Genomic DNA, 20,542 nt, shown 5'->3' on the forward strand with positions numbered 1-20,542 from the left:
ACCACCCCTCCCCCCACGCCCCGCAGGCTCGGCGTGGGGCCCTGAAGGGTGGCCGTTCCAGCACGTCACCTCGAGAGGCCGCGTACGGCATGACCCTCACCATCCCCGCCGCGCTCCTGCCGGCCGACGGCCGGTTCGGGAGCGGTCCGTCCAAGGTGCGCCCCGAGGCGTTGCGCGCCCTGGCCGGCAAGGGGGCCGCGGTCATGGGCACCTCCCACCGCCAGGCGCCGGTGAAGGCCCTGGTCCGCCGGGTCCGGGAGGGGCTGGCCCAGCTGTTCGACCTCCCCGACGGCTACGAGGTGGTGCTGGGCAACGGCGGTACCAACGCGTTCTGGGACGCCGCGCTGTTCGGGCTGATCCGCGACCGGGCCGCCTTCGGCTCCTTCGGGGAGTTCTCCGCCCGGTTCGCCGCCGCGGCGGCGGAGGCCCCGTTCCTCGGCGAACCGGTGGTGGTCACCGCCGAACCCGGCTCGCTCGCGCTGCCGGCGGCCACGCCGGGCGTCGACGCCTACGCCTGGGTGCACAACGAGACCTCCACCGGCGTCATGGCGCCGATCTCGCGCCCCAGCGGGACCGAGGACGCGCTGGTGCTCATCGACGCCACCTCCGGCGCCGGGGGCCTCCCGGTCGACGTCTCGCAGACCGACGTCTACTACTTCGCGCCGCAGAAGTCCTTCGGCTCCGACGGCGGGCTCTGGGTGGCGCTGATGTCGGCCGATGCGCTCCAGCGGATCGCCGAGATCAAGGCCTCGGGCCGCTGGGTGCCCGCCTTCCTCGACCTGTCGATCGCCGTCGACAACTCCGCGAAGGACCAGACGTACAACACCCCGGCGCTCGCGACGCTCTTCCTGCTGGCCGACCAGATCGACTGGCTGCTCTCCCTCGGCGGGCTGTCCGCCGCCGTCGAGCGCACCCGCGAGTCCTCGTCCCGGCTCTACGGCTGGGCCGAGCGGTCTGCCTACGCCACCCCGTTCGTCGCCGATCCGGCGCACCGCAGCTACGTCGTGGGCACCGTCGACCTCGCCGGCTCCGTCGACGCCGCGGCCGTGGCGGCGACGCTGCGCGCCAACGGCGTCGTCGACGTCGAGCCCTACCGCCGGCTGGGCCGCAACCAGTTGCGCATCGGCATGTTCCCGGCGGTCGACCCGGACGACGTGCAGGCGCTGACGGTCTGCATCGACCACGTGGTGGAGCGGCTCTAGGCGGACCCGCCGCCCCCACCGCTCGCGGGCTCGCGGCGGGTCCCTGCAGGGGGCCGACGACTTCGTGCAGCATGGATCTCTCGGTGGAGGTGGGTGTGGGTCCCGATGTCCCGGCGGGCTCCGACGGCGCCGACCTGTTCGCCGCCGGGGGCGGGGCCGGCCGCATCATGGCCGGTATCGACTGGGCGAGCACCCCCCTCGGCCCGGTCGCCGGCTGGCCGGCGAGCCTGCGGTTCGCCGTCCGCACGGTGCTCGTGTCCCGGTTCCCCATGGTCCTGACCTGGGGCCCGGACTTCCTCCAGTTCTACAACGACGCCTACGCGCCCCTCATCGGCGCGAAGCACCCGGCGATCGGCCAGGACATCCGGCAGACGCTGGCCGAGGGCTGGGACGCCCTGGGTCCCCCGGTCGAGCACGCGATGGCCACCTGCGAGGCCTCCTGGCTGCCGGGCCTGCTGCTGCTGCTCGAGCGCGCCGGCTACCGGGAGGAGACCTACTTCACGGTCTCCCACGCGCCGGCCTTCGACGACGACGGCCGCGTCGCCGGCATGCACGCCGTGTGCACCGAGGTGACCGGGGAGCTGCTCGCCGCGCGCCGCCAGCAGCTGCTGCACTCGCTGTCGGTCGCGAGCGCGGAGCTGGGCGACGCCCGCCAGACCGTCGCGAGCATGTGCGCCGCCCTGGCCGAGGACCCGCTCGACATCCCCTTCGCCGCCGTCTACCTGGCCACCGGGGAAGGCGCCTTCGCCCGGGTCGCGGTGACCGGGGTCGACGACGGGCTGCTGCCGGAGGCGGGCGGGGCGGACGCCGTGCTGCCGCCGGTCGCCTCGCTGGGCCTGACCGGCGGGCCGTGGGGCGACCGGGTGACCGACGCGGTCGTGCTGCCGCTGGGCGCCGGCCGTGACGCCGAGCCGGTGGGCCTGCTGGTGCTCGGCACGTCGCCCAACCGCGCGCTGGATGCCGACTACACCTCCTTCCACGAGCTGGTGGCCGGCCAGTTCGCCGGCGCGCTGGGCACCGTCCGCGCCTTCGAGGTCGAGCGGCAGCGGGCCGAGTCGCTCGCCGAGCTGGACCGCGCCAAGACGACGTTCTTCACCGACGTCAGCCACGAGCTGCGCACGCCGCTGACCCTCCTGCTCGGCCCGCTCCAGGACGTGCTCGACGACCCGGACGCCGTGCTGACCCCGGACGTGCGGGAGCAGGTCGCCCTCGCCGTCCGCAGCGGCCGCCGGCTGCGCCGCCTGGTCGACGACCTGCTCGACTTCGCCGGCATCGAGGCCGGGCGCGCCACGCCGGTGCGGGTGCCCACCGACGTGGCCGCCTTCACCGCCGAGCTCGCCGGCATCTTCCGGTCGGCGGCGGAGCGGGCCGGGCTGCGCCTGACCGTCGACTGCCCGCCCCTGGACCGCCCCGCCCACGTGGACCCCCGCATGTGGGAGAAGATCGTCGTCAACCTCCTCGCCAACGCGGTGAAGTACACCTTCGTGGGCGGCATCGACGTCGCCCTCCGCGGCGGTGACGGCCGCTTCGAGCTCACCGTCGCCGACACGGGTGTGGGCATCGTCGCCGAGGAGCTCCCCCAGCTGTTCCAGCGCTTCCACCGCGTCGCGGGGGCCGCTGCCCGGACCCGCGAGGGCACCGGCATCGGCCTGGCCCTGGTGCAGGAGCTGGCCGCGCTGCACGGCGGCGCGGTCACGGTGACCAGCGAGCCGGGGCGGGGCAGCACCTTCACCGTCGCGCTGCCCTTCGGCGAGCCCGACGCCGCCGACGGCCCCGCGGCGGTGCCCTCCGACGCCGCCCACGGCGAGGCCGAGGGATGGGAGGAGGTCGGCTCGCGCCCGTCCGGGCGGCCGGAGGACCCGGACGCAGCCGACGTGCTGGTCGTCGACGACAACGCCGACCTGCGCGGCTACCTCACCCGCCTGTTGCAGCCGTTCTACGCGGTGCGCACGGCGGCCGACGGCGCCGAGGCGCTCGCCGCGGTGGCGGCCCGGCGTCCCGCCCTGGTGCTGACCGACGTGATGATGCCGCGGGTCGACGGGTTCGGGCTGCTGCGGGAGCTGCGGGCGGACCCGGCCACCCGGGACCTCCCGGTGATCATGCTCACCGCCCGTGCCGGGCAGGAGGCCTCGGTCGAGGGTCTCGAGGCCGGCGCGGACGACTACCTGGCCAAGCCCTTCCGGGCCGCGGAGCTGCTCGCCCGGGTGCGGGTGGCGCTCGAGCGCGCGGGCGGCCGCGCAGCGGCACCGGCCGCTCCTCCGGAGGTCGCCTCCTCGACCCGGCCGGCGACCTCGCCGCTGCCGGCGCCCCTGGCGTCCACGCACGTGGAGCGGCCGGGGCCCGGCGCCGACGCGGTGCCGGCTCCCCGCGCCGGGGACGCCACGGGCAGCGGCTCCCGCGCGCGCTGGCGGCTGCCCTCGGCGCTCTCGTCCATCCCCGTGGTGCGCCGGCGGCTGCGCGTGCTGCTGGCCGAGGCCGGGGTCGGCGAGGAGCAGGCCTACGACCTGCTCGTGGCCGCGTGCGAGGCGACCAGCAACGCGATCGAGCACGCCCAGGACCCCACCGAGCCGGTGGTGGAGGTGACCGCGCTCGTCGAGGGCGGTCTCGTCGAGATCACGGTGCGCGACCACGGCCAGTGGCGGGAGCGGGTGCCGAGCATGGACCGCGGCCGCGGCTCCACGCTGATGAGCGCCTTCGCCGAGGTCACCGCCGTCCCCAGCCCGGAGGGGACGACGGTCCGCATCCGGTCGGCGGTGCGCCCGCCCGCCTGAGCCGGGGCGTGCTCAGCGCAGCAGCCAGGTGTCCTTGCCGAGGAGGCCGTCGCCGCCCACCCGGGTCAGCGCCAGCGGCAGCGTGGCCGTGGTGCGCCCGGCGACGGAGAACACCCGCAGCCCCACCGGCCGGGGGTGCAGGCACCCGCCGGCCAGCGCCGGTGCGGTGGAGGGGGCCAGCGGCTCGCGGGCGACGAACCGGTGCGGGGCGGCGGCGATCTCGGCCCGCAGCGCGGCCAGCCCGGCGGCCGGGCAGGACGGGCCGTGCACGACGCGCCGGCCGCCGTACCCGGCGACGGACTCGACCTCGAGCTCGTGCAGCCGGTCGGCCACCTCGGCCCACGCGGCCGGGTCGGCGAGCACCCAGGTCCGCGCGGAGGCCAGCAGCGGCTCCTCGCCGAGGTAGAAGCGGATCATCGCCGGCACCCAGGCGTAGCCGGCCGCGTCGTCGGCCACCGCGTTGCCCGGAACGTTGGCCAGGCCGAGCCTGCGGGCCCGCACCGCCTCGGTCAGCGCGAGGTCCAGGGGCACCCCCGCGCCGGTCGGGTAGGCGCCGAGCAGGGCGTCGTCGAAGCGCCGGTAGAGGACGTCGACCGGCACGCGACCGCCGTCGACCACCGCCTCCACCCCCCCGTCGCTGCGCGGCCACAGGTCACCGGCGCGCACCAGCGGGGCGTCGAGCGCCTCGGCGAGCACCCGGTGCTCGAACCAGGCGCCCTCGCCCTCGCCCTGGGTGAGCACGGCGGTGCGCGGCCCCGTCACGCCCGGGGGTGCGGCGTCGGCCAGCGCGGCGGCGAGCAGCGGGACGGCGTCGGCGGGGTCGCGGAGCCGGTCGCCGGCGCCGGAGAGGAGCTCCGGCAGGACCGCGCGGGTGCACTCCCGGTCGGCCAGCGCGTAGCCGATGCCCGACGGCGCGCGCAGGTGGTCGCGGACCACCGCCCAGCGGCCGTCCACCGTCCGGACGAGGTCGGCCGCGGCGACGGTCGCGCGCGGCTGCCCGGGCCAGGCGCGGGCGACCGCCTCGGGGTCCCGGCCCGGGCCGTTCGCCACCGCCCACTCCGGCACGGCACCGGCCCGCACGATCTCCGCGGCCCGGTCGGGGTCGCCCCGCCGCCGGCCGGCCGGGCGGTAGGCGTCGGCGAGGAAGGCGTTCAGCGCCCGGTGCCGCTGGGCCACGCCGGCCGACAGCGCCCGCCAGGTCGCGGCGTCGAGCACCCGCGGCACCGGGTCCTGCACCACCGGCCGCAGCTGCTGCCGCCCGTCGGCCCAGGTGCCGACGACGACGCCGCGCTCCTGCCGCCGCCGCGCCAGCTCCTCCTCCGCGGCCGCCAGCCCGGCGGCGCCCAGCCGCTCCAGGGCGGCGACCGGCCCGGCCCACCCGTCGCGCAGCCGGCCGTCGGCACCGACGGCCTCGTCGCCGCGGTCGGTGGGGTAGCCGGCGAAGAGTTCCCCGCTCACAGCCACCGATCGAACCAGGCGGCGAGCCGCTCGCCCAGCTCCACCAGGTGCTCGCGTCCCACGATCGCGTGGCCCTCCCCGCGGAAGAGCAGCAGGTCGGCGCGGGCGCCGCGTGCCTGCAGCGCCTGGTGGGCCTGCACCGACTCCGCGACCGGCACGTTGGTGTCGCGGTCCCCGTGGGCCAGCAGCACCGGCGCGGTGATCCGGTCCAGGGCGGTCATCGGCGAGAGGCCGGCCAGCAGGTCCCGGTCGGCGACCGGGTCGCCGTACTCGGTCACCGAGGCCGCCGCCATCCACGGCTCGGTGCCGGCGAAGAAGGTCCGCAGGTCGCTCATGCCGGCCAGCGAGGTGCCCGCGGCGAACAGCTCGGGCCAGCGGGTGAGCGCGACGAGGGTCAGGTAGCCGCCGTAGGACCACCCGTGCGCGCCGACCCGGCCGGGGGCGGCGATGCCCGCGGTCACCAGCTCGTCCACCGTCGTCCGGACGTCGGCGAAGGAGTGCTCCCGCGCCGGTCCGTCGTCGGCGGTGAGGAAGGCGCGGCCGAACCCCCCGGAGCCCCGCACGTTCGGGGCGAAGACGGTCAACCCCGCGGCGACCATGCTCTGCGTGATCGGCGACCAGTTCGGCCGCGCCTGCCCCTCCGGCCCGCCGTGGAAGCTGACCACCGTGCGGTTCGGGCCGCGGCTGCCCTCGGGCACGTACAGCCAGCCGGAGAGCCGGAGGCCGTCCGGGGTGAGGTACTCGTGGCGCACCGGCTCGACGAGTCCGGGCACCTCCGGCCGCGGGGACGAGCAGGGCAGCGGCTCGGCGGCGGCGCCGTCCAGCGGCACCCGCCAGAGCCCGCGGGGCGTGCGGGGGCCGGAGAGCTCGGCGACGAGCGCCCCGCCGCCGGGCGCCGGCGCCCAGCCGGAGAGGACCGGCTCGGGCAGCGCGATGCGCCGCACGACGGCGCCGTCGGAACGTGCGTGCAGCCACAGCTCGCTGACCCCGTCGGCGTTCCAGACCGCCAGCACCGTGCCGTCGGCGCGCACCACGTACCCGTCGAGGTCGGCGTCGGGGCGCCGCAGCACGACGCGGCCGCGGCCGGGCACCCCCTCCCCGTCGAGGGGGACGGCGACCAGGCCGGCGCGGTCGGTCCCCGGGGGGCCCGGCAGCGCGGCGCGCACGTGCACGGTGGCCCCGCCGTCGGCGAACCGGCCGTCCTCGGAGGCGATCCCGCCGGGGGCGTCCAGCGGGACCACCCGTCGCTGGATGCCGGTGGCGACGTCGATGACGACGATGTGCCGGTAGGCGCGCGGGCCGCGCCGGGCCAGGACGGTGCGCCGGTCGGCGGAGACCGCGGTGACGGCGAGGAAGCCACCGGAGGCCAGCGTCCGCTGCTCCCCGGTGACCACGTCGACCAGCACCACGTCGGCGTCCGGCCCGGAGCCCGGGGCGATCGAGCACGCGTAGTGCCGCGGCCCCACCCAGCACCCGGCGAACACGGCCGCCCGCGGATCGGCCCCGGCCACCAGCGCCCGCCCCGAGCCGTCGGGGCGCACCACGTGCAGCTCCGCGCAGATGGATCCGCCCGGGCTCACCAGGTAGGCCAGCCGCTCGCCGTCGGGCGACCAGGAGACCGAGATGACCTCCTGGTCGGCGCCGGACACCTGGACCGGCGGGGTGGCCCCGTCCAGGGCCGCGACCTCCAGCCGGGGCAGGCCGGAGCGGTCCGTGACGTAGGCGACGCGGTGCCCGTCGGGGGCCGGGGCGGGGCACCAGGCGGCGGTGGCACCGGCGATCCCGGTGACGGCGCGGCGCACCGCGGCCGGCAGCGCCTCCGGCGGGGCGAGCACGGGCAGCGCGGGGCACGCGGCGGGCGCGGTCGTCCACTGCTGGGTCGCGGGGCTGGCCATCGCTCCTCCTCGGCTCGGCGCGGCGCCGGCGAGCCCCCCGCTGTGGCGGCGGCTCGTCCCGGGCAGGTCCCAGCGCTCTCATCGGCGTGGGCCGGGGCCCGCCGAACCCCCTCCCCGGGGAGTCGCGCGGTCCGCGCCACGCCGGGGCGCCTGCGTGCCGCGGGCGGCCGCTCCGGATAACCTCCGGGACCGGGGTCTCGTCCGGGCCCGCCGCGCCGGCTGCAGGAGGTCGCCCATGCGCACGCTGCGCCTCGTGGCACTCTCCGACGACGGGAAGAGCCTCGTCCTCGTGGCCGACAGCCCCGACCACCCCGAGGGCGAGCGGTTCGAGCTCCCGATCGACGAGCGCGTGCGCGCGGCCGCCCGGGGCGACGCCCGCCGCCTGACCCAGATCGACGTCGACCTCGGCACCGAGCTGCCGCCGCGGGTGATCCAGTCCCGCATCCGCGCCGGCGAGACGCCCGAGCAGGTCGCCGCCGCCACCGGCGCCCGGGTCGAGCGCATCATGCGCTTCGCGCACCCCGTGCTCCAGGAGCGCGAGCGGGTGGCCACGCAGGCGCGCGAGGCGCGCGTCCGGCTCACCGAGGGGGCGCCCGGTGCGGCGCTCCAGCAGTTCATGGTCGAGCGGCTGCGGCTCATCGACACCGACATCGACGCCGTCCGGTGGGACGCCTACCGCGACGAGGACGGCACCTGGGTGGTCACCGGCGAGTGGCGCGCGGGGGCGAAGTCGGGCACCGCCCGGTGGAACTTCGACCTCCCCTCCCGCACCGTCGCCCCGCACGACGCCGCGACGACCGACTTCGCCGAGGGCACCCGCCTGGTGCGCGTCGTCCCCGAGGTGCCGGCCGGCCAGCCCGCACCGGCGCCGCGCAGCCGCCCCGTGCAGGTGGTGCGCAGCCCGGAGCCGCCGCCCACCCCGGACGAGGACGCGCACGTGCGCGACGTGCACGCCCCCGACGGCACCCCGGCCGACGAGGAGTCGATGGCCGCGCTGCTGGACGAGGTCGCCGAGCACGACACCGTGGTGCTCGGCCGGGGCGGCGGGGGCACCGACGACGACGAGGACCCGCGCGCCCGCATCCCCGCGTGGGAGGACATCGTCTTCGGGGTCCGCCGCAACCGCTGAGCCCCTCCGCGTGGAACACCGGGCCCGGCTGGGTAGTTGACCCGGCATGAGTGCTTCGGTGTCGATGCCGCTCGGCGGCGTGCAGGTCGGGTCCTACGACAGCTACGAGCAGGCCCAGGCCGCCGTCGACTACCTCTCCGACGAGAAGTTCGCGGTCGAGAACGTGACCATCATCGGTACCGACCTGCGCATGGTCGAGACGGTGACCGGTCGCATGACGATGGGGCGCGCGATCGCGGCCGGCGCGGCGGCGGGTGCCTGGTGGGGTCTGTTCGTCGGGCTCCTGCTCGGCATCTTCGCCCCCGACGGCAGCGGCTGGATCGGCTCGGTGCTGACCGGCCTGCTGATCGGTCTGGCCTTCGGCGCCGCCTTCGGCGGCATGAGCTACGCCGCCACCCGGGGCAAGCGGGACTTCACCAGCACCAGCAAGATCACCGCCAGCCGGTACGACGTGATGTGCCACCCGGCGCACGCCGAGGAGGCCCGCGCGATGCTGGCCCGCTTCTCGCTGCGCGGCTAGGTCCCGGCCGCTAGCGCAGCGTTGCGAACGCGACGGCCGCCGCGGCGGCCACGCCGAGGGAGTCCACCCCGCTGCGCATCGGGATGCGCGCCCGCACCCGAGCGGCGGCCTGCGCCTCCGGGGTGAGCCCGGGCCCTTCGGCGCCCAGCAGCACGGCGGTGCGCGGGTGCGCCCGCGGGTCGATCTCGCCGAGGTCGACGGCGCCGGCGGCGGGGGTGAGCGCGACGGTGAGGTACCCCGCGTCGTGCAGCCGCCCGAGCCCGGCCGGCCAGTCGGGCAGCACGGCGAACGGCAGGGCCAGCACGTGCCCCATCGAGACCCGCACCGAGCGCCGGTACAGCGGGTCGGCGCAGCGCGGGTCCAGCAGCAGGCCGTCGACCCCCAGGGCCACCGCCGAGCGGGCGATCGAGCCGAGGTTCTCGGCGTCGTTGAGCGCCTCCAGGACGGCCAGCCGCCGGGGCGCGGCCGCGTCGGGCCCGGCGAGCAGCGGGTCCAGCTCGGCGGGCGGACGCCGGTCGGCCGAGGCGACGACGCCCCGGGTCAGCCGGAAGCCGATGATCTCGGACAGCACCCACTTGTCCGCCTCGTAGGCCGGGACGTCGTCGGGCAGCCCCAGCGCGGCCACCCGCCCGGGCACCCCGAGCACCGCCCGCACCCGGTACGGGGAGGACAGCAGCCGCTGCACGGCCGGCACACCCTCCACGATCACCGTCCCCGTGCCCCGCGGGGTGCCGGCGGGGCGGTCCCCCGCCTTCAGGTCGCGGAAGTCGGCCACCCGCTCGTCGGCCGGGTCGGTGATGGTCTCGGGCACCCGGTGATTCTGCCGGGCGGGCGACGGCGGGGCGCGACCCCCAGGATCGAGCCGTGGCTCCCGACAGCTCCCCCGTGACCGTGATCGGCGCCGGCATCGCCGGCCTGGCCTGCGCCCGCGTCCTGCGGGACGCCGGCCGCGACGTCCAGGTGCTCGACCGGGGCCGGGCCCCGGGTGGGCGGCTGTCCTCGCGCACGGTGCGCGGCCGCCCGGTCGACCTCGGCGCCTCCTACCTCACCGCCGGCGAGGGCTCCCCGTTCGCCGCCGTGGTGGCCGACTGGGTGGCGCGCGGGCTGGCCCGCCCCTGGACCGACACCTTCGCGGTCGCCGGACCGGACGGGCTGCGGGACCGGAAGTCCGGGCCGATGCGGTACGGGACGCCGGGCGGGTCGCGCAGCCTCGCCACCGACCTCGCCAGCGGCCTGCCCGTCCGGTCCGGGACGACCGTGCGGGAGGTGACCGCCGGCCCGGCCGTCGACGGGCGGGCCGTGCCGGCCGCCGTCCTCGCGATGCCGGGGCCCCAGGCCGCCCGCCTGCTGGACCCGGCCGGCCCGGCGGGGCGGCTGGCCGCCGCGGAGACCTGGCAGCCGGCCCTGGCCGTGGTGCTCGGCTGGACCGGGCGCCGGTGGCCGGCCGACCTGCACGGGGCCTTCGTGCACGACGACCCGGCGGTGGAGTGGATCGCCGACGACGGCGACCGACGCGGGGACGGCGCCCCGGTGCTGGTCGCGCACACCACCGCCGCGCTGGCCGCCGCGCACCTCGAGGACCCCGCCGGCGCCGTGCCGGCCGTGGTCTCGGCGGTGCGGTCCGCCCTGGGCATCGACGCGGAGCCCGGGTGGACCGACGTCCACCGCTGGACGTTCGCCCGGCCGGCCGCCCCGCGGGAGGAGCCGTTCGGCCTGGCCGACGGGATCGGGCTCTGCGGCGACGGCTGGCACGCCCCGGCGAAGGTGGAGGGCGCCTGGTCCTCGGGCACGGCACTGGGCCGGGCGCTCACCCGTTGACGGGACGCCGAGAACTCACCTACCGTTGAATTCATCATCCGTTGAATCGCGGGAGGCCGGGCATGGACGCCGCCGTCACCGTCACCGATCTCGTCGTCGACCGCGGGCACCGCCGGGTGCTCGACGGCCTGTCCACCACCGTGCCGCCGGGGCAGGTCACCGGCCTGCTCGGCCCGAGCGGCAGCGGGAAGACCACGCTGATGCGGGCCGTCGTCGGCGTGCAGGTGGTCCGCTCGGGCACGGTCACCGTGCTCGGGGAGCCGGCCGGCTCCCCCGCCCTGCGCAGCCGCGTCGGCTACGTCACCCAGGCGCCCAGCGTCTACGCCGACCTGACCGTGCGCGAGAACGCCCGCTACTTCGCCGCCCTGCACGGCCGGGGCGCGAAGGAGGCCGACGCCGCCGTCGCCGCCGTCGGCCTCGCCGACGCGTCCGGGCAGCTGGTCGAGGACCTCTCCGGCGGGCAGCGCGGCCGAGCCTCGCTGGCCTGCGCACTGGTCGGCGAGCCGGACGTGCTGGTGCTCGACGAGCCCACCGTCGGGCTGGACCCGGTGCTCCGGGTGGAGCTGTGGGAGAGGTTCCACGCCCTGGCCGCCGCCGGTGCGACGCTGCTGGTCTCCAGCCACGTCATGGACGAGGCGGCCCGCTGCGACCGGCTCCTCCTGCTGCGCGACGGCGCGCTGCTGGCCGACGCCACCCCGGCGGAGGTGCGCGCGGAGGCGGGCACCGACGACCTGGAGGACGCCTTCCTCCGGCTCATCCGCGCCCGCGAGGAGGTGGCGGCGTGACCACCGCGGCACCCACCCGCACCCCCGACCGGGCCACGGGCCGGCTCAGCCCCCGGCTCACCGCCGCCACGACCGCCCGGGTGCTGCGCCAGCTGCGGCACGACCACCGGACGATCGCCATGATGCTGGTGCTGCCCAGCCTGCTGCTGGGCCTGCTCGCGCTGCTGTGGGCCGACGTGCCCGCGCCGCCCGGGCAGCCGAGCACCTTCGACCGGGTCGGGCTGACGATGCTCGGCATCTTCCCGTTCGTGGTGATGTTCCTGGTCACCAGCATCGCGATGCTCCGCGAGCGCACCTCCGGCACGCTCGAGCGGCTCCTCACCACGCCGCAGTCGCGGCTGGACCTGCTGCTGGGCTACGGGACGGCGTTCGGGCTGGCCGCCGCCGTGCAGGCGGTGATCACGGTGACCGTGGCCGTCACGCTCTACGACCTCGACATCGCCGGGCCCCTGGAGCTGGTCGTGCTCATCGCCGTCGCCGACGCCGTCCTCGGCGTGGCCCTGGGGCTGCTGGCCAGCGCCTTCGCCCGCAGCGAGTTCCAGGCGGTGCAGTTCATGCCGGTGGTCGTGCTGCCGCAGTTCTTCCTCTGCGGGTTGCTGGTGCCGCGCGAGCAGATGGCCGGCTGGCTGCAGGCGATCAGCGACGTCCTGCCGCTGACCTACGCGGTCGAGGCCCTGCAGGAGGTCGGGCGGTCGCCGTCGGCGACCGGCACGATGTGGGTGGACGTCGGGATCGTCGCCGGCGCCGCCCTGCTCGCCCTCGCCCTGGCGGCGGCGACCCTGCGGAGGAGGACCAGCTGAGCGCAGCAGGACCGGCCCGACGACCGGGACGGCGTCCCGGGAACCCCGACACCCGGGACGCCGTCCTGGCCGCGGCCCGGGAGGCGTTCGCCGAGCGGGGTTTCGACGGCGCCACCATCCGCGGGATCGCCGGCGCGGCCGGCGTCGACCCGGCGCTGGTGCACCACTACTTCGGCAACAAGGAAAAGCTCTTCCTCGCCGCCATCGAGGCGCCCGCGAACCCGGCGGAGCTGCTGCCCGAGGTCCTCGCCGGCGGCCACGAGAACCTGGGCGAGAACATCGTGCGGCTGCTGCTGCGCGTCTGGGACGGGCCGATGCGCCCGGCGGCGCTGGCCCTGGTCCGCTCCGCCGTCGCCAACGAGTGGACGGCGAAGCTGCTCCGCGAGTTCCTGGTCTCCCAGATCCTGCGGCGCGTGGTCGGCACGCTGGGGCTGCCCACCGCCGAGCGGGAGGCGCGCGGCTCCCTGGCCGCCTCGCAGCTCATCGGCCTGGTGATGGCCCGCTACGTGCTGCGGGTGGAGCCGCTGGCCTCCGCAGCGCCGGAGTCGATCGTCGCGGCGGTCGGCCCCACCGTGCAGCGGTACCTCACCGGCGAGGTGGAGCTGCCGCAGGCCTGACTACCGCGGCGCGCGCGCCAGCTGCCGGCTCTGCGCGACCAGCCGGCCGGTGGAGTCCCAGATCCGGTACTCCTCGTCCAGCCAGCCGCCGGCGACCTCGTTGGCCCGGGCCTCGGCCAGGCACCACCCCGGCGCCGGCAGCGCCCGGACGAGCACCTGCAGCTGCACCGTGGGTGCCCAGCCCATGAGCCCCATCGACCAGCTCGTCGGCGGCAGCACGTCGGCGAACAGCAGCAGCGCCAGCGGGTCGGGCTCGCGGCCGTCGGCGAGCCGCAGCCAGGCACGCATCACCGGCTCCCCCGAGGGCTTGCCCAGCGCCCACCCGGCGGTGGCGGGGTCCAGGCGGGTCTCCACGCGGTGCCGCAGGCCGACCGCCGGGACGGGGTGGCCGCCCATCTGCGCGCCCGGTTCGGCGTCCAGGCACTCCTCCACCGGCGGGACGTCGGGCGCCGGCACCGAGCGCAGCGGGGCCTCCTCGCCGAGCGCCGCCGTCGTCACCTGGACGCTGAGCGTGGGCCCCGCCGGGCCGCTGAGCACGACGCCGGTGTGCGCCAGCGTCCGGCCCGCCGGGCCCGGCGTGACCGCCAGCGAGGCCGGGCCGGGCGGGGTGGCGCGCAGGTAGCTGGCCGAGACCGCCACCGGGTGCGGGTGGGGGCTGTCGGCGAGCACGGCCCGCGCGGTGACGGCGAGCAGGTAGCCGCCGTTGAGGATGCCGGCGCCGACGTCCCAGCCCGGGTGGAGGTCGGCGACGAAGCCGCCGCCCTCGGACCGCTGCACCGTCGTGGCGGCGTCGAACTCGGAGAGACCCTGGGCATCGTTCTGCGGCACGCCGGACAGGGTGCCAGGGTGGCCGGCATGGACTACACCCACCTCGGCCGCAGCGGCCTGACGGTGTCCCGGCTGTGCCTGGGGACGATGAACTTCGGCTGGAAGACCGAGGAGGGCGACGCGCACGCGATCCTCGACCGGGCGCTGGCCGAGGGGATCAACTTCTTCGACACGGCCAACGTCTACGGCTTCGACGCCGGCAAGGGCCGCACCGAGGAGGTGCTGGGCAGCTGGTTCGCCCAGGGCGGCGGACGGCGCGAGAAGGCGGTGCTCGCGACCAAGGTCTACGGCGGCATGAGCGACTGGCCCAACGACACGTTCCTGTCCGCCCGCAACATCGTGCGTGCCTGCGAGGCCTCGCTGCGCCGGATGGGCACCGACTGGATCGACCTCTACCAGTTCCACCACGTCGACCTCGCGACGCCGTGGGAGGAGATCTGGCAGGCCTGCGAGACGCTGGTCGCCCAGGGCAAGGTGCTCTACGTCGGCTCGTCCAACCACGCCGCCTGGCAGATCGCCGCCGCCAACGAGGCGGCCGCCCGGCGAAACTTTCAGGGCCTGGTGAGCGAGCAGTCGCACTACAACCTGCTGACCCGGCACGTGGAGCTGGAGGTGCTCCCCGCCGCGCAGCACTACGGCGTCGGCATCATCCCGTGGAGCCCGCTGGCCGGTGGCCTGCTCGCCGGCGCCCTGGAGAAGGCCGAGGGAGCGCGCCGCGGCGAGGAGCGCACCCGGGAGAGGGTCGAGCGGCACCGGCCGGCGCTGGAGCGGTACGAGGCGCTGTGCCGGGAGCTGGGGCACGCCCCCGCCGACGTCGGGCTGGCCTGGCTGCTGCACCAGCCGGCCGTCACCGCGCCGATCGTGGGGCCGCGCACCGTGGAGCAGCTCGAGGGCGGGTTGCGGGCGCTCGGGATCACCCTGGAGGCGGACGCCCTGGCCCGCCTCGACGAGATCTTCCCCGGCTACCGCGCCGCCCCGATGGAGTACGCCTGGTAGAAGGACCCCGTCGCCCCCCGACGCCTCGCACGCTCGGCGCGGGCCCCTGCGACCGAGCCGCGTTCCGCGGAGCAGCTCACCTCACGAGGGGCCAGGCGGCGATGACCGTGTACGCGGGGGCCGGTCCGAGGCGGCTCTCCCACAGCCGGATCTCCTGCACCGGCCACTCGGGTCCCCGGTAGCCGGCCAGCCGGTCGGGGACGGTGCCGTCGGCGGGCCGGCCGGGGCGCCACCGGCCGAGCGTCAGGTGCGGCCGGAAGGGCCGGTCCTCCACGGGGAGCCCCAGGGTGCGGGCGACGGCGGCCAGCCGGCCGGCCAGCGCGACCAGCGGCTCGACGTCGCCCTCCAGCCCCGTCCAGGCGACCTGCGGGCGGCGCAGCGACCCGAACCGCCCTCCCCCGGCCAGCCGCAGCGCCATCGGCGGGGTCGCGGCCACCGCCGGCGCGGCCGAGGCCACCAGACGGGGCACCACCGGCTCGGGCACCGCGCCCAGGAACAGCAGCGTCAGGTGCCAGCGCTCGGGCCGGCCCCAGCGCGGCGCACCCGGGAGGTCGCGGAGCGGGCCGAGCGCGCGTTCGAGGTCGCGGCGCGCAGGGTCGGGCGGGTCGACGGCGAAGAACAGCCGACGGGTGGCCCCGGCGGTCAGAGGGGCACCTGCAAGCCGGCGGCGCGCAGCTCCGCGGCCACCCGCAGGCGCTCGACCTCGCGCGCCCGGCCCTCCGGCAGCTCCGCCAGCGCCGAGGCCACGCCGAGCATCCCGGCCGCCTCACCGAGGACGTCGTCGTAGGCCGCCAGCAGCGCCCGCCGCCGGGCCATGGGCATGCCGGCGGGCACCAGCGCCACCTGGCGGCCGAGCCGGCGCACGTCCGCGGCGACGACCTGCAGCGACCGCCCGGGCGGCGCCGGGTGGCGGGCCGCGTGGCGGCGGGCCGACCACGCCTCGATCCGCCGGATCAGCGGCCCCAGGCCGGCGACCAGGCCCGCGAAGGCGGCGAGCAGTGCGATGAGCTGGAGGAGCGCGGCCATGGTGGTCCTCGGGGCACGGGCGGTACCGGTGCAGCGAACGGTACGCGCGGAACGCTCAGAGCGACTGCTGACCGGGGGCCTTCTGGCTGAGCTGCTCCTCCACCGTGCGCACCTGCGCGGAGGGGACGGTGCGGCGGATGCGCACCCGCACCGGCGAGCGCTGCACCGTCAGCCGCAGCGAGCCGCGGTGGGCCAGCCAGGCGGCGGCGACGACGCCGGCCACGATGCAGACCCCGCCCCCGAGGACGAGCCCCCACGGGGCGCCGAAGCGCTCGGCGACCCAGCCGATCAGCGGTGCACCGACCGGCGTGCCGCCCATGAAGCACATGAAGTAGAGCGCCATCACCCGGCCGCGCATCTGCGGATCGACGCCGAGCTGGACGAAGCTGTTGTTGGCCACGCTGAACACCAGCGCCGCGGCCCCCGTGGGCACCAGCAGCGCGGCGAACGCCAGGTAGGTCGGCATCAGCCCGGCGACGACGGTGCAGGCGCCGAAGAGCACAGCCGAGCCGACGAGGAACCGCTGCCGTGGCCGCACGCTGCGCCGGGTGGAGAGCAGCGCGCCGCTCAGCGACCCCACCGCGAAGCACGTCGACAGCAGCCCGAACGCCTCCGCGCCGAGGTCGAAGGTCTCCCGGGCCATCAGCGCGATGGTCACCTGGTAGTTGAACCCGAAGGTGCCCAGGACGAAGGCGAGGCCCATCGCCAGCAGCAGGTCGGGGTGGGCCCTGGTGTAGGCCAGCCCCTCGCGCAGCTGGCCCCGGCCCCGGGCGACCGGGGGGCTCGGGGTGAGCTCGTCGGCGCGCATGCCGGCGATCGCGGCGATGGTGAACGCGAAGCTCGCCGCGTTGAGGAAGAACGCCGGTGCGGTGTTCCCCGAGGCGGCGCCGATGAGCAGCCCGGCCAGGGCGGGGCCGATCAGCCGGGCGCCGTTGAAGATCGTCGAGTTGAGGCTCACCGCGTTGGTGATCAGCTCAGGGCCGACCATCTCCGGGACGAACGACTGCCGCACCGGCACGTCGACGGCGGCCACCGACCCGAGCAGCCCGGCCAGCACGAACACGTGCCACAGCGCGACCGCCCCGGTGGCCACCAGGACGCCCAGCACGAGCGCGAGCAGGCCCATGAGGGCCTGGGCGATGATCAGCAGCCGTCGCTTGGGGTAGCGGTCGGCGAGGACACCGCCGTAGGCGCTCAGCAGCAGCGAGGGGCCGAACTGCAGCGCGGTGATCAGCCCGAGGGCGACGCCGCTGTCGTCGGAGAGCTGCAGCACCAGCCAGTCCTGGCCGATGCGCTGCATCCAGGTACCGGTCAGGCTGAGCAGGTTGGCCGAGGCGTAGCGGCGGAAGTTGCGCACCCGGAGGGCCCGGAACATGCCGCTCCCCTGCTCGGGCGGCGTCCGCTGGTCAGTGCTCGTCCAGGTCACCCACCGGCGAGCTTGTCCATGATCTCGGCCGCCTCGCGCAGCACCGCCCGCTCCTCGGCGGTGAGCTCCTGCAGCCGGGAGGCCAGCCACGCCTCACGCGCCTGCGCCTCCGCCGACAGCATCTCCTCGGCGGCCGGGGTGAGCCCGATGATCACCTGGCGGCCGTCGGTGGGGTGCGGCGTGCGGGTGACCAGCCCCGCGTTCTCCAGGGCGACGACGACCCGGGTCATCGACGGCGGCTGCACCCGCTCGTGGGCGGCCAGCTCCCCCGGGCTCATCGGGCCGTGCCGCTTGAGCGTCGACAACGCAGCGAGGTGGGTGAGCGTCACCGACGTGTCCACCCGCTGGTTGCGCAGCCGCCGGGAGAACCGCATGACCGCGAGCCGCAGCTCGTGGGCGAGCGCGGCGGTGTCCAGCGTCGTCCGGCCCACGGTCGTTAGCCTAACTCAGCGCCTGGTCAGAACAGCTGCTGCAGCGGCTCGAGCGCGAAGTAGACCAGGAAGAGCAGGGCCACCACCCACATGAGCGGGTGGATCTCCCGGCGTCGCCCGACGGCCACGCGCAGCAGCACGAAGCTGATGACGCCGGCCCCGATGCCGTTGGTGATCGAGTAGGTGAACGGCATCAGCGCGATGGTCAGGAACGCCGGGATGACCAGGGACATGTCGTCCCAGGTGAGGTTCTTGATCTGGCTGATCATCAGCGCGCCGACGATCACCAGCGCGGGGGCCGCCGCCTCGGCGGGCACGACCGCCACCAGGGGGGTGAAGAACACCGCGACCAGGAACAGCAGGCCGGTGACGATGCTGGCCAGCCCGGTGCGGGCGCCGTCGGCCACCCCGGCGGTGCTCTCGATGTAGGTGGTGTTCGACGAGACGCTGCCCGCGCCACCCGCGGCGGCGGCCAGCGAGTCGACGAGCAGGACCGGCTGCGACTTCGGCAGGTTGCGGTTCTCGTCCAGCAGGTCGCCCTCGGCGCCGACCGCGGTGACCGTGCCGACGGTGTCGAAGAAGTCGGCGATCATGATGGAGAAGACGATCAGCAGGGCGGCGATGACGCCGATGCGCTCGAACCCGCCGAACAGGGAGAAGTTGCCGAGCAGGGAGAAGTCGGGGGTGCCGACGACGTCGTCGGGCAGCTCGGGCACCTGCAGCCACCACCCGCGGGGGTTCTCGCCGTCCTCGCCGAAGCGCGGGCCGACGCCGGCGACGGCCTCGACGACGATCGCCAGCACCGTCGTCGCCACGATGCCGATGAGCAGCGCGCCCTTGACCCGGCGGACCACCAGCAGGCTCATGAGCAGCAGGCCGACGACGAAGGTGAGCATCGGCCAGCCGGCGAGCTGGCCGCCCACACCGAAGCTGATCAGCGGGTTGCCCGGCCGGATGATGCCGGCGTCGGCCAGCCCGATGATCGCCAGGAAAAAGCCGATGCCGACGGCGATCGCGATCTTGAGCTGGGCCGGGATCGCCTCGAAGACCGCCTTGCGGAAGCCGGTGAGCACCAGCACGGTGATCAGCAGGCCCTCCAGCACGACCAGGCCCATGATCTCGGGCCAGGTCAGCTGGGTGGCCGCGAAGACGGCGACGATCGCGTTGATGCCCAGGCCGGTGGCGAGCGCGAACGGGTAGCGCCCGACGATGCCCATCAGCAGCGTCAGCGCACCGGCGAGCAGCGCGGTGACGGCCGCGATCGAGCCGAACGGCAGGACCGTCCCCTCGACGTCGGCACCCGGTGTGCCGTCCGGACCGGCGATGCTGGTCAGGATGATCGGGTTGAGCACCACGATGTAGGCCATCGTGAAGAAGGTGGTGATCCCACCGCGCACCTCGCGGCTGACCGTCGAGCGGCGGGCGCTGATCTCGAAGTACCGGTCCAGACCGTTCTTCGGGCGGACCCGCGGCCCCTCGCTGCGGCGCGGCGTGGTCGGCGGCCGCCCCGCCGAGACGTCGGCGGGGGTGCTGCCGTCGGCGGCCGAGGCGCTGGCGCCACCGGAGGGACGGGACTTCTGCGGCATGCGGGTTCTCCGGGCGGTGCGGGTGGCCATCGAGCGGCGCCAGCGTGCCACATGCAGGGACCGGCACCGTCGCCCCGTGACCAGGATGGGATCTAAGGTGCCGTCGTGCCCCGTCCCGTCAAGCAGGCTCCCCCGCCGTTGCAGGTCGACACCGCGCGCGTGGTGATCGCCGGCATCGCCGTGTGGGCGGTGGCGCTGGTCGTGCTCCTGCTACTGGGCGACCGGGTGGACCGCATGTGGACCTGGACCTGCGTGGCCGCCATCGGGCTGGCGGTGCTCGGCCTCGGCGTCATGAAGCTGCAGGGGCAGCTGGGCCCCCGCGACCGCGGCTGAGCGCGGTCAGTCCGCCAGGACGTCGTACTCCGAGGTGTCGTAGCGCGCCGAGGTGACCACCTCGGTGTCCTGGACGACGACGAGCGTGGCCTGGCTGTGCGCGCCGCAGCCGTAGTCGGCGGCCACGACCCGCCCGTCACCGGGTGCGTAGGCGTTGCCGCAGGCGCCGACCATCCCGCGGAGCGAGCCGGCCAGCGGGAGCCAGAAGCCGCAGGTCGCGCAGGGGCCGGGGGCCTGACGGGCCATCGGTGAGGTCGGGCCGAACTCCCCCGACGACCAGCGGGCCACGGCCTCGGCACGCCCCTCGCGGGACATGACCCGCTCCCGGCCCAGCCCGATCTCTCGGGCGACGACGCGCCCCTCGGCGTCGTCGGCGGAGTCGTCGTCGACCGTGTAGGCCGGTACCAGGCGGGGGTCGTCCTCGGTGGCCGGCAGGACGTCGCCCACCGAGAGGTCCCCCGGGCGCAGCCGCTCGTGCCACGGCACCCACGCCGGCGCGAGCAGCGCCTGGTCGCCCGGCAGCAGGACGACCTCGTCGACGGTCACCCGCTCCTCGCCGGGCACCCGGGCGATCGTGACCGCCCAGTGCCAGCCCACGTACCCGGGCAGCCGGCTGGCGAAGGTGTGGGTGAGCACCTCGCCGAGCTCCGCGGGCCCCACGGCCTCCGCCGTCGCGCCCAGGTGCTCGCCCACCAGGTCGGCGGCCCCGGCCGTCTCGACGGCGGCCGCCCGGGCCGGCTCCACCGCGGCGGTCAGCGGCTCGGCCGGGGACGGGACGGGCGGGGTGGAGGCGGGCACGCCCCCCATTGTGGCTGACGGCCGGCCCGGCGTCTCCGACCGCACCGCCGCACCGGTGCGGCACCATGGGCGGCGTGCGCTCCTCGCCCCGCCCCGCCGGTGCTCGCCGCTGGCCGCGGACGG

General features: G+C 76.4%; 20 protein-coding genes. 10 read left to right on the forward strand and 10 right to left on the reverse strand.

Annotated elements, in window-relative coordinates; all coding sequences use genetic code 11:
- Positions 1-89: 89 nt before the first annotated feature.
- Together serC and E9549_RS01750 are read left to right on the forward strand one after the other, a co-directional pair.
- Positions 90-1,202, forward strand: coding sequence for a phosphoserine transaminase (gene serC / locus E9549_RS01745; protein ID WP_236824850.1), 1,113 nt, complete (start codon positions 90-92; stop codon positions 1,200-1,202).
- Positions 1,203-1,273: 71 nt separating this feature from the next.
- Positions 1,274-3,973, forward strand: coding sequence for an ATP-binding protein (locus E9549_RS01750; protein WP_236824851.1), 2,700 nt, complete (start codon positions 1,274-1,276; stop codon positions 3,971-3,973).
- Between the two features lie 12 nt (positions 3,974-3,985).
- Here the strand turns inward: E9549_RS01750 and E9549_RS01755 are convergent, their stop codons facing one another.
- Entirely contained in the window at positions 3,986-5,431 is a 1,446-nt protein-coding gene (locus tag E9549_RS01755; RefSeq protein ID WP_236824852.1) for a circularly permuted type 2 ATP-grasp protein, read from the reverse strand.
- Entirely contained in the window at positions 5,428-7,326 is a 1,899-nt protein-coding gene (locus E9549_RS01760; RefSeq protein WP_236824853.1) for a prolyl oligopeptidase family serine peptidase, read from the reverse strand. Before E9549_RS01760 ends, E9549_RS01755 begins: the two co-directional genes overlap by 4 nt.
- 235 nt (positions 7,327-7,561) lie before the next feature.
- Between E9549_RS01760 and sepH the strand changes: the two genes are divergently transcribed.
- Both sepH and E9549_RS01770 read left to right on the forward strand, forming a co-directional pair.
- The gene (gene sepH / locus E9549_RS01765) at positions 7,562-8,455 is read left to right on the forward strand and encodes a septation protein SepH (RefSeq protein ID WP_236824854.1); all 894 of its coding nucleotides are present in this window, start codon (positions 7,562-7,564) and stop codon (positions 8,453-8,455) included.
- A gap of 46 nt (positions 8,456-8,501) precedes the next feature.
- On the forward strand, positions 8,502-8,975 hold the full coding sequence (locus E9549_RS01770; protein ID WP_236824855.1) for a general stress protein: 474 nt from the start codon (positions 8,502-8,504) through the stop codon (positions 8,973-8,975).
- 10 nt (positions 8,976-8,985) lie between these two features.
- On the opposite strand, the gene E9549_RS01775 is transcribed toward E9549_RS01770, so the two are convergent.
- Positions 8,986-9,786 (reverse strand): RNA methyltransferase, encoded by an 801-nt coding sequence (locus tag E9549_RS01775; RefSeq protein ID WP_236824856.1) that lies wholly within the window; start codon positions 9,784-9,786, stop codon positions 8,986-8,988.
- Positions 9,787-9,839: 53 nt separating this feature from the next.
- On the opposite strand from E9549_RS01775, the gene E9549_RS01780 reads away from it, so the two are divergent.
- The 4 genes from E9549_RS01780 (at position 9,840) to E9549_RS01795 (ending at position 12,995) form a co-directional block, all read left to right on the forward strand.
- Positions 9,840-10,793 (forward strand): NAD(P)/FAD-dependent oxidoreductase, encoded by a 954-nt coding sequence (locus E9549_RS01780; RefSeq protein WP_236824857.1) that lies wholly within the window; start codon positions 9,840-9,842, stop codon positions 10,791-10,793.
- A 62-nt stretch (positions 10,794-10,855) separates the two neighbouring features.
- The gene (locus E9549_RS01785) at positions 10,856-11,578 is read left to right on the forward strand and encodes an ABC transporter ATP-binding protein (protein ID WP_236824858.1); all 723 of its coding nucleotides are present in this window, start codon (positions 10,856-10,858) and stop codon (positions 11,576-11,578) included.
- Positions 11,575-12,378 (forward strand): ABC transporter permease, encoded by an 804-nt coding sequence (locus tag E9549_RS01790; RefSeq protein ID WP_236824859.1) that lies wholly within the window; start codon positions 11,575-11,577, stop codon positions 12,376-12,378. Before E9549_RS01785 ends, E9549_RS01790 begins: the two co-directional genes overlap by 4 nt.
- The gene (locus E9549_RS01795) at positions 12,294-12,995 is read left to right on the forward strand and encodes a TetR family transcriptional regulator (protein WP_236833420.1); all 702 of its coding nucleotides are present in this window, start codon (positions 12,294-12,296) and stop codon (positions 12,993-12,995) included. Before E9549_RS01790 ends, E9549_RS01795 begins: the two co-directional genes overlap by 85 nt.
- On the opposite strand, the gene E9549_RS01800 is transcribed toward E9549_RS01795, so the two are convergent.
- A complete protein-coding gene (locus E9549_RS01800) occupies positions 12,996-13,823 on the reverse strand; it encodes a thioesterase family protein (protein WP_236824861.1) in 828 nt (275 codons plus the stop codon). It lies immediately after the preceding gene.
- A gap of 27 nt (positions 13,824-13,850) precedes the next feature.
- Between E9549_RS01800 and E9549_RS01805 the strand changes: the two genes are divergently transcribed.
- Complete coding sequence (locus E9549_RS01805; RefSeq protein WP_236824862.1) at positions 13,851-14,819, forward strand: aldo/keto reductase; 969 nt, start codon at positions 13,851-13,853, stop codon at positions 14,817-14,819.
- A 76-nt stretch (positions 14,820-14,895) separates the two neighbouring features.
- Here the strand turns inward: E9549_RS01805 and thpR are convergent, their stop codons facing one another.
- From thpR to E9549_RS01830, 5 genes are read right to left on the reverse strand one after another with little or no spacing between them, the layout of a single operon-like run.
- Complete coding sequence (gene thpR, locus E9549_RS01810; protein WP_308191113.1) at positions 14,896-15,465, reverse strand: RNA 2',3'-cyclic phosphodiesterase; 570 nt, start codon at positions 15,463-15,465, stop codon at positions 14,896-14,898.
- The gene (locus tag E9549_RS01815; RefSeq protein WP_236824863.1) at positions 15,462-15,845 is read right to left on the reverse strand and encodes a hypothetical protein; all 384 of its coding nucleotides are present in this window, start codon (positions 15,843-15,845) and stop codon (positions 15,462-15,464) included. Before E9549_RS01815 ends, thpR begins: the two co-directional genes overlap by 4 nt.
- Positions 15,846-15,900: 55 nt before the next feature.
- The gene (locus E9549_RS01820; protein WP_236824864.1) at positions 15,901-17,220 is read right to left on the reverse strand and encodes an MFS transporter; all 1,320 of its coding nucleotides are present in this window, start codon (positions 17,218-17,220) and stop codon (positions 15,901-15,903) included.
- Between the two features lie 47 nt (positions 17,221-17,267).
- Positions 17,268-17,702, reverse strand: coding sequence for a MarR family winged helix-turn-helix transcriptional regulator (locus tag E9549_RS01825; RefSeq protein WP_236824865.1), 435 nt, complete (start codon positions 17,700-17,702; stop codon positions 17,268-17,270).
- Between the two features lie 26 nt (positions 17,703-17,728).
- Entirely contained in the window at positions 17,729-19,288 is a 1,560-nt protein-coding gene (locus tag E9549_RS01830) for an NCS2 family permease (RefSeq protein WP_236824866.1), read from the reverse strand.
- Positions 19,289-19,393: 105 nt separating this feature from the next.
- Here E9549_RS01830 and E9549_RS01835 point away from each other — a divergent pair, with 105 nt between their 5' ends.
- Entirely contained in the window at positions 19,394-19,621 is a 228-nt protein-coding gene (locus E9549_RS01835) for a DUF2530 domain-containing protein (RefSeq protein WP_236824867.1), read from the forward strand.
- A 6-nt stretch (positions 19,622-19,627) separates the two neighbouring features.
- Here E9549_RS01835 and E9549_RS01840 read toward each other — a convergent pair whose 3' ends face one another.
- Positions 19,628-20,419: a DUF3027 domain-containing protein gene (locus E9549_RS01840; RefSeq protein ID WP_236824868.1), complete on the reverse strand. Its 792-nt coding sequence runs from the start codon at positions 20,417-20,419 to the stop codon at positions 19,628-19,630.
- Between the last annotated feature and the right edge of the window lie 123 nt (positions 20,420-20,542).

Origin of the sequence: Blastococcus sp. MG754426 (assembly GCF_021699055.1) — a bacterium.
Taxonomy (GTDB): Bacteria; Actinomycetota; Actinomycetes; order Mycobacteriales; family Geodermatophilaceae; genus Blastococcus.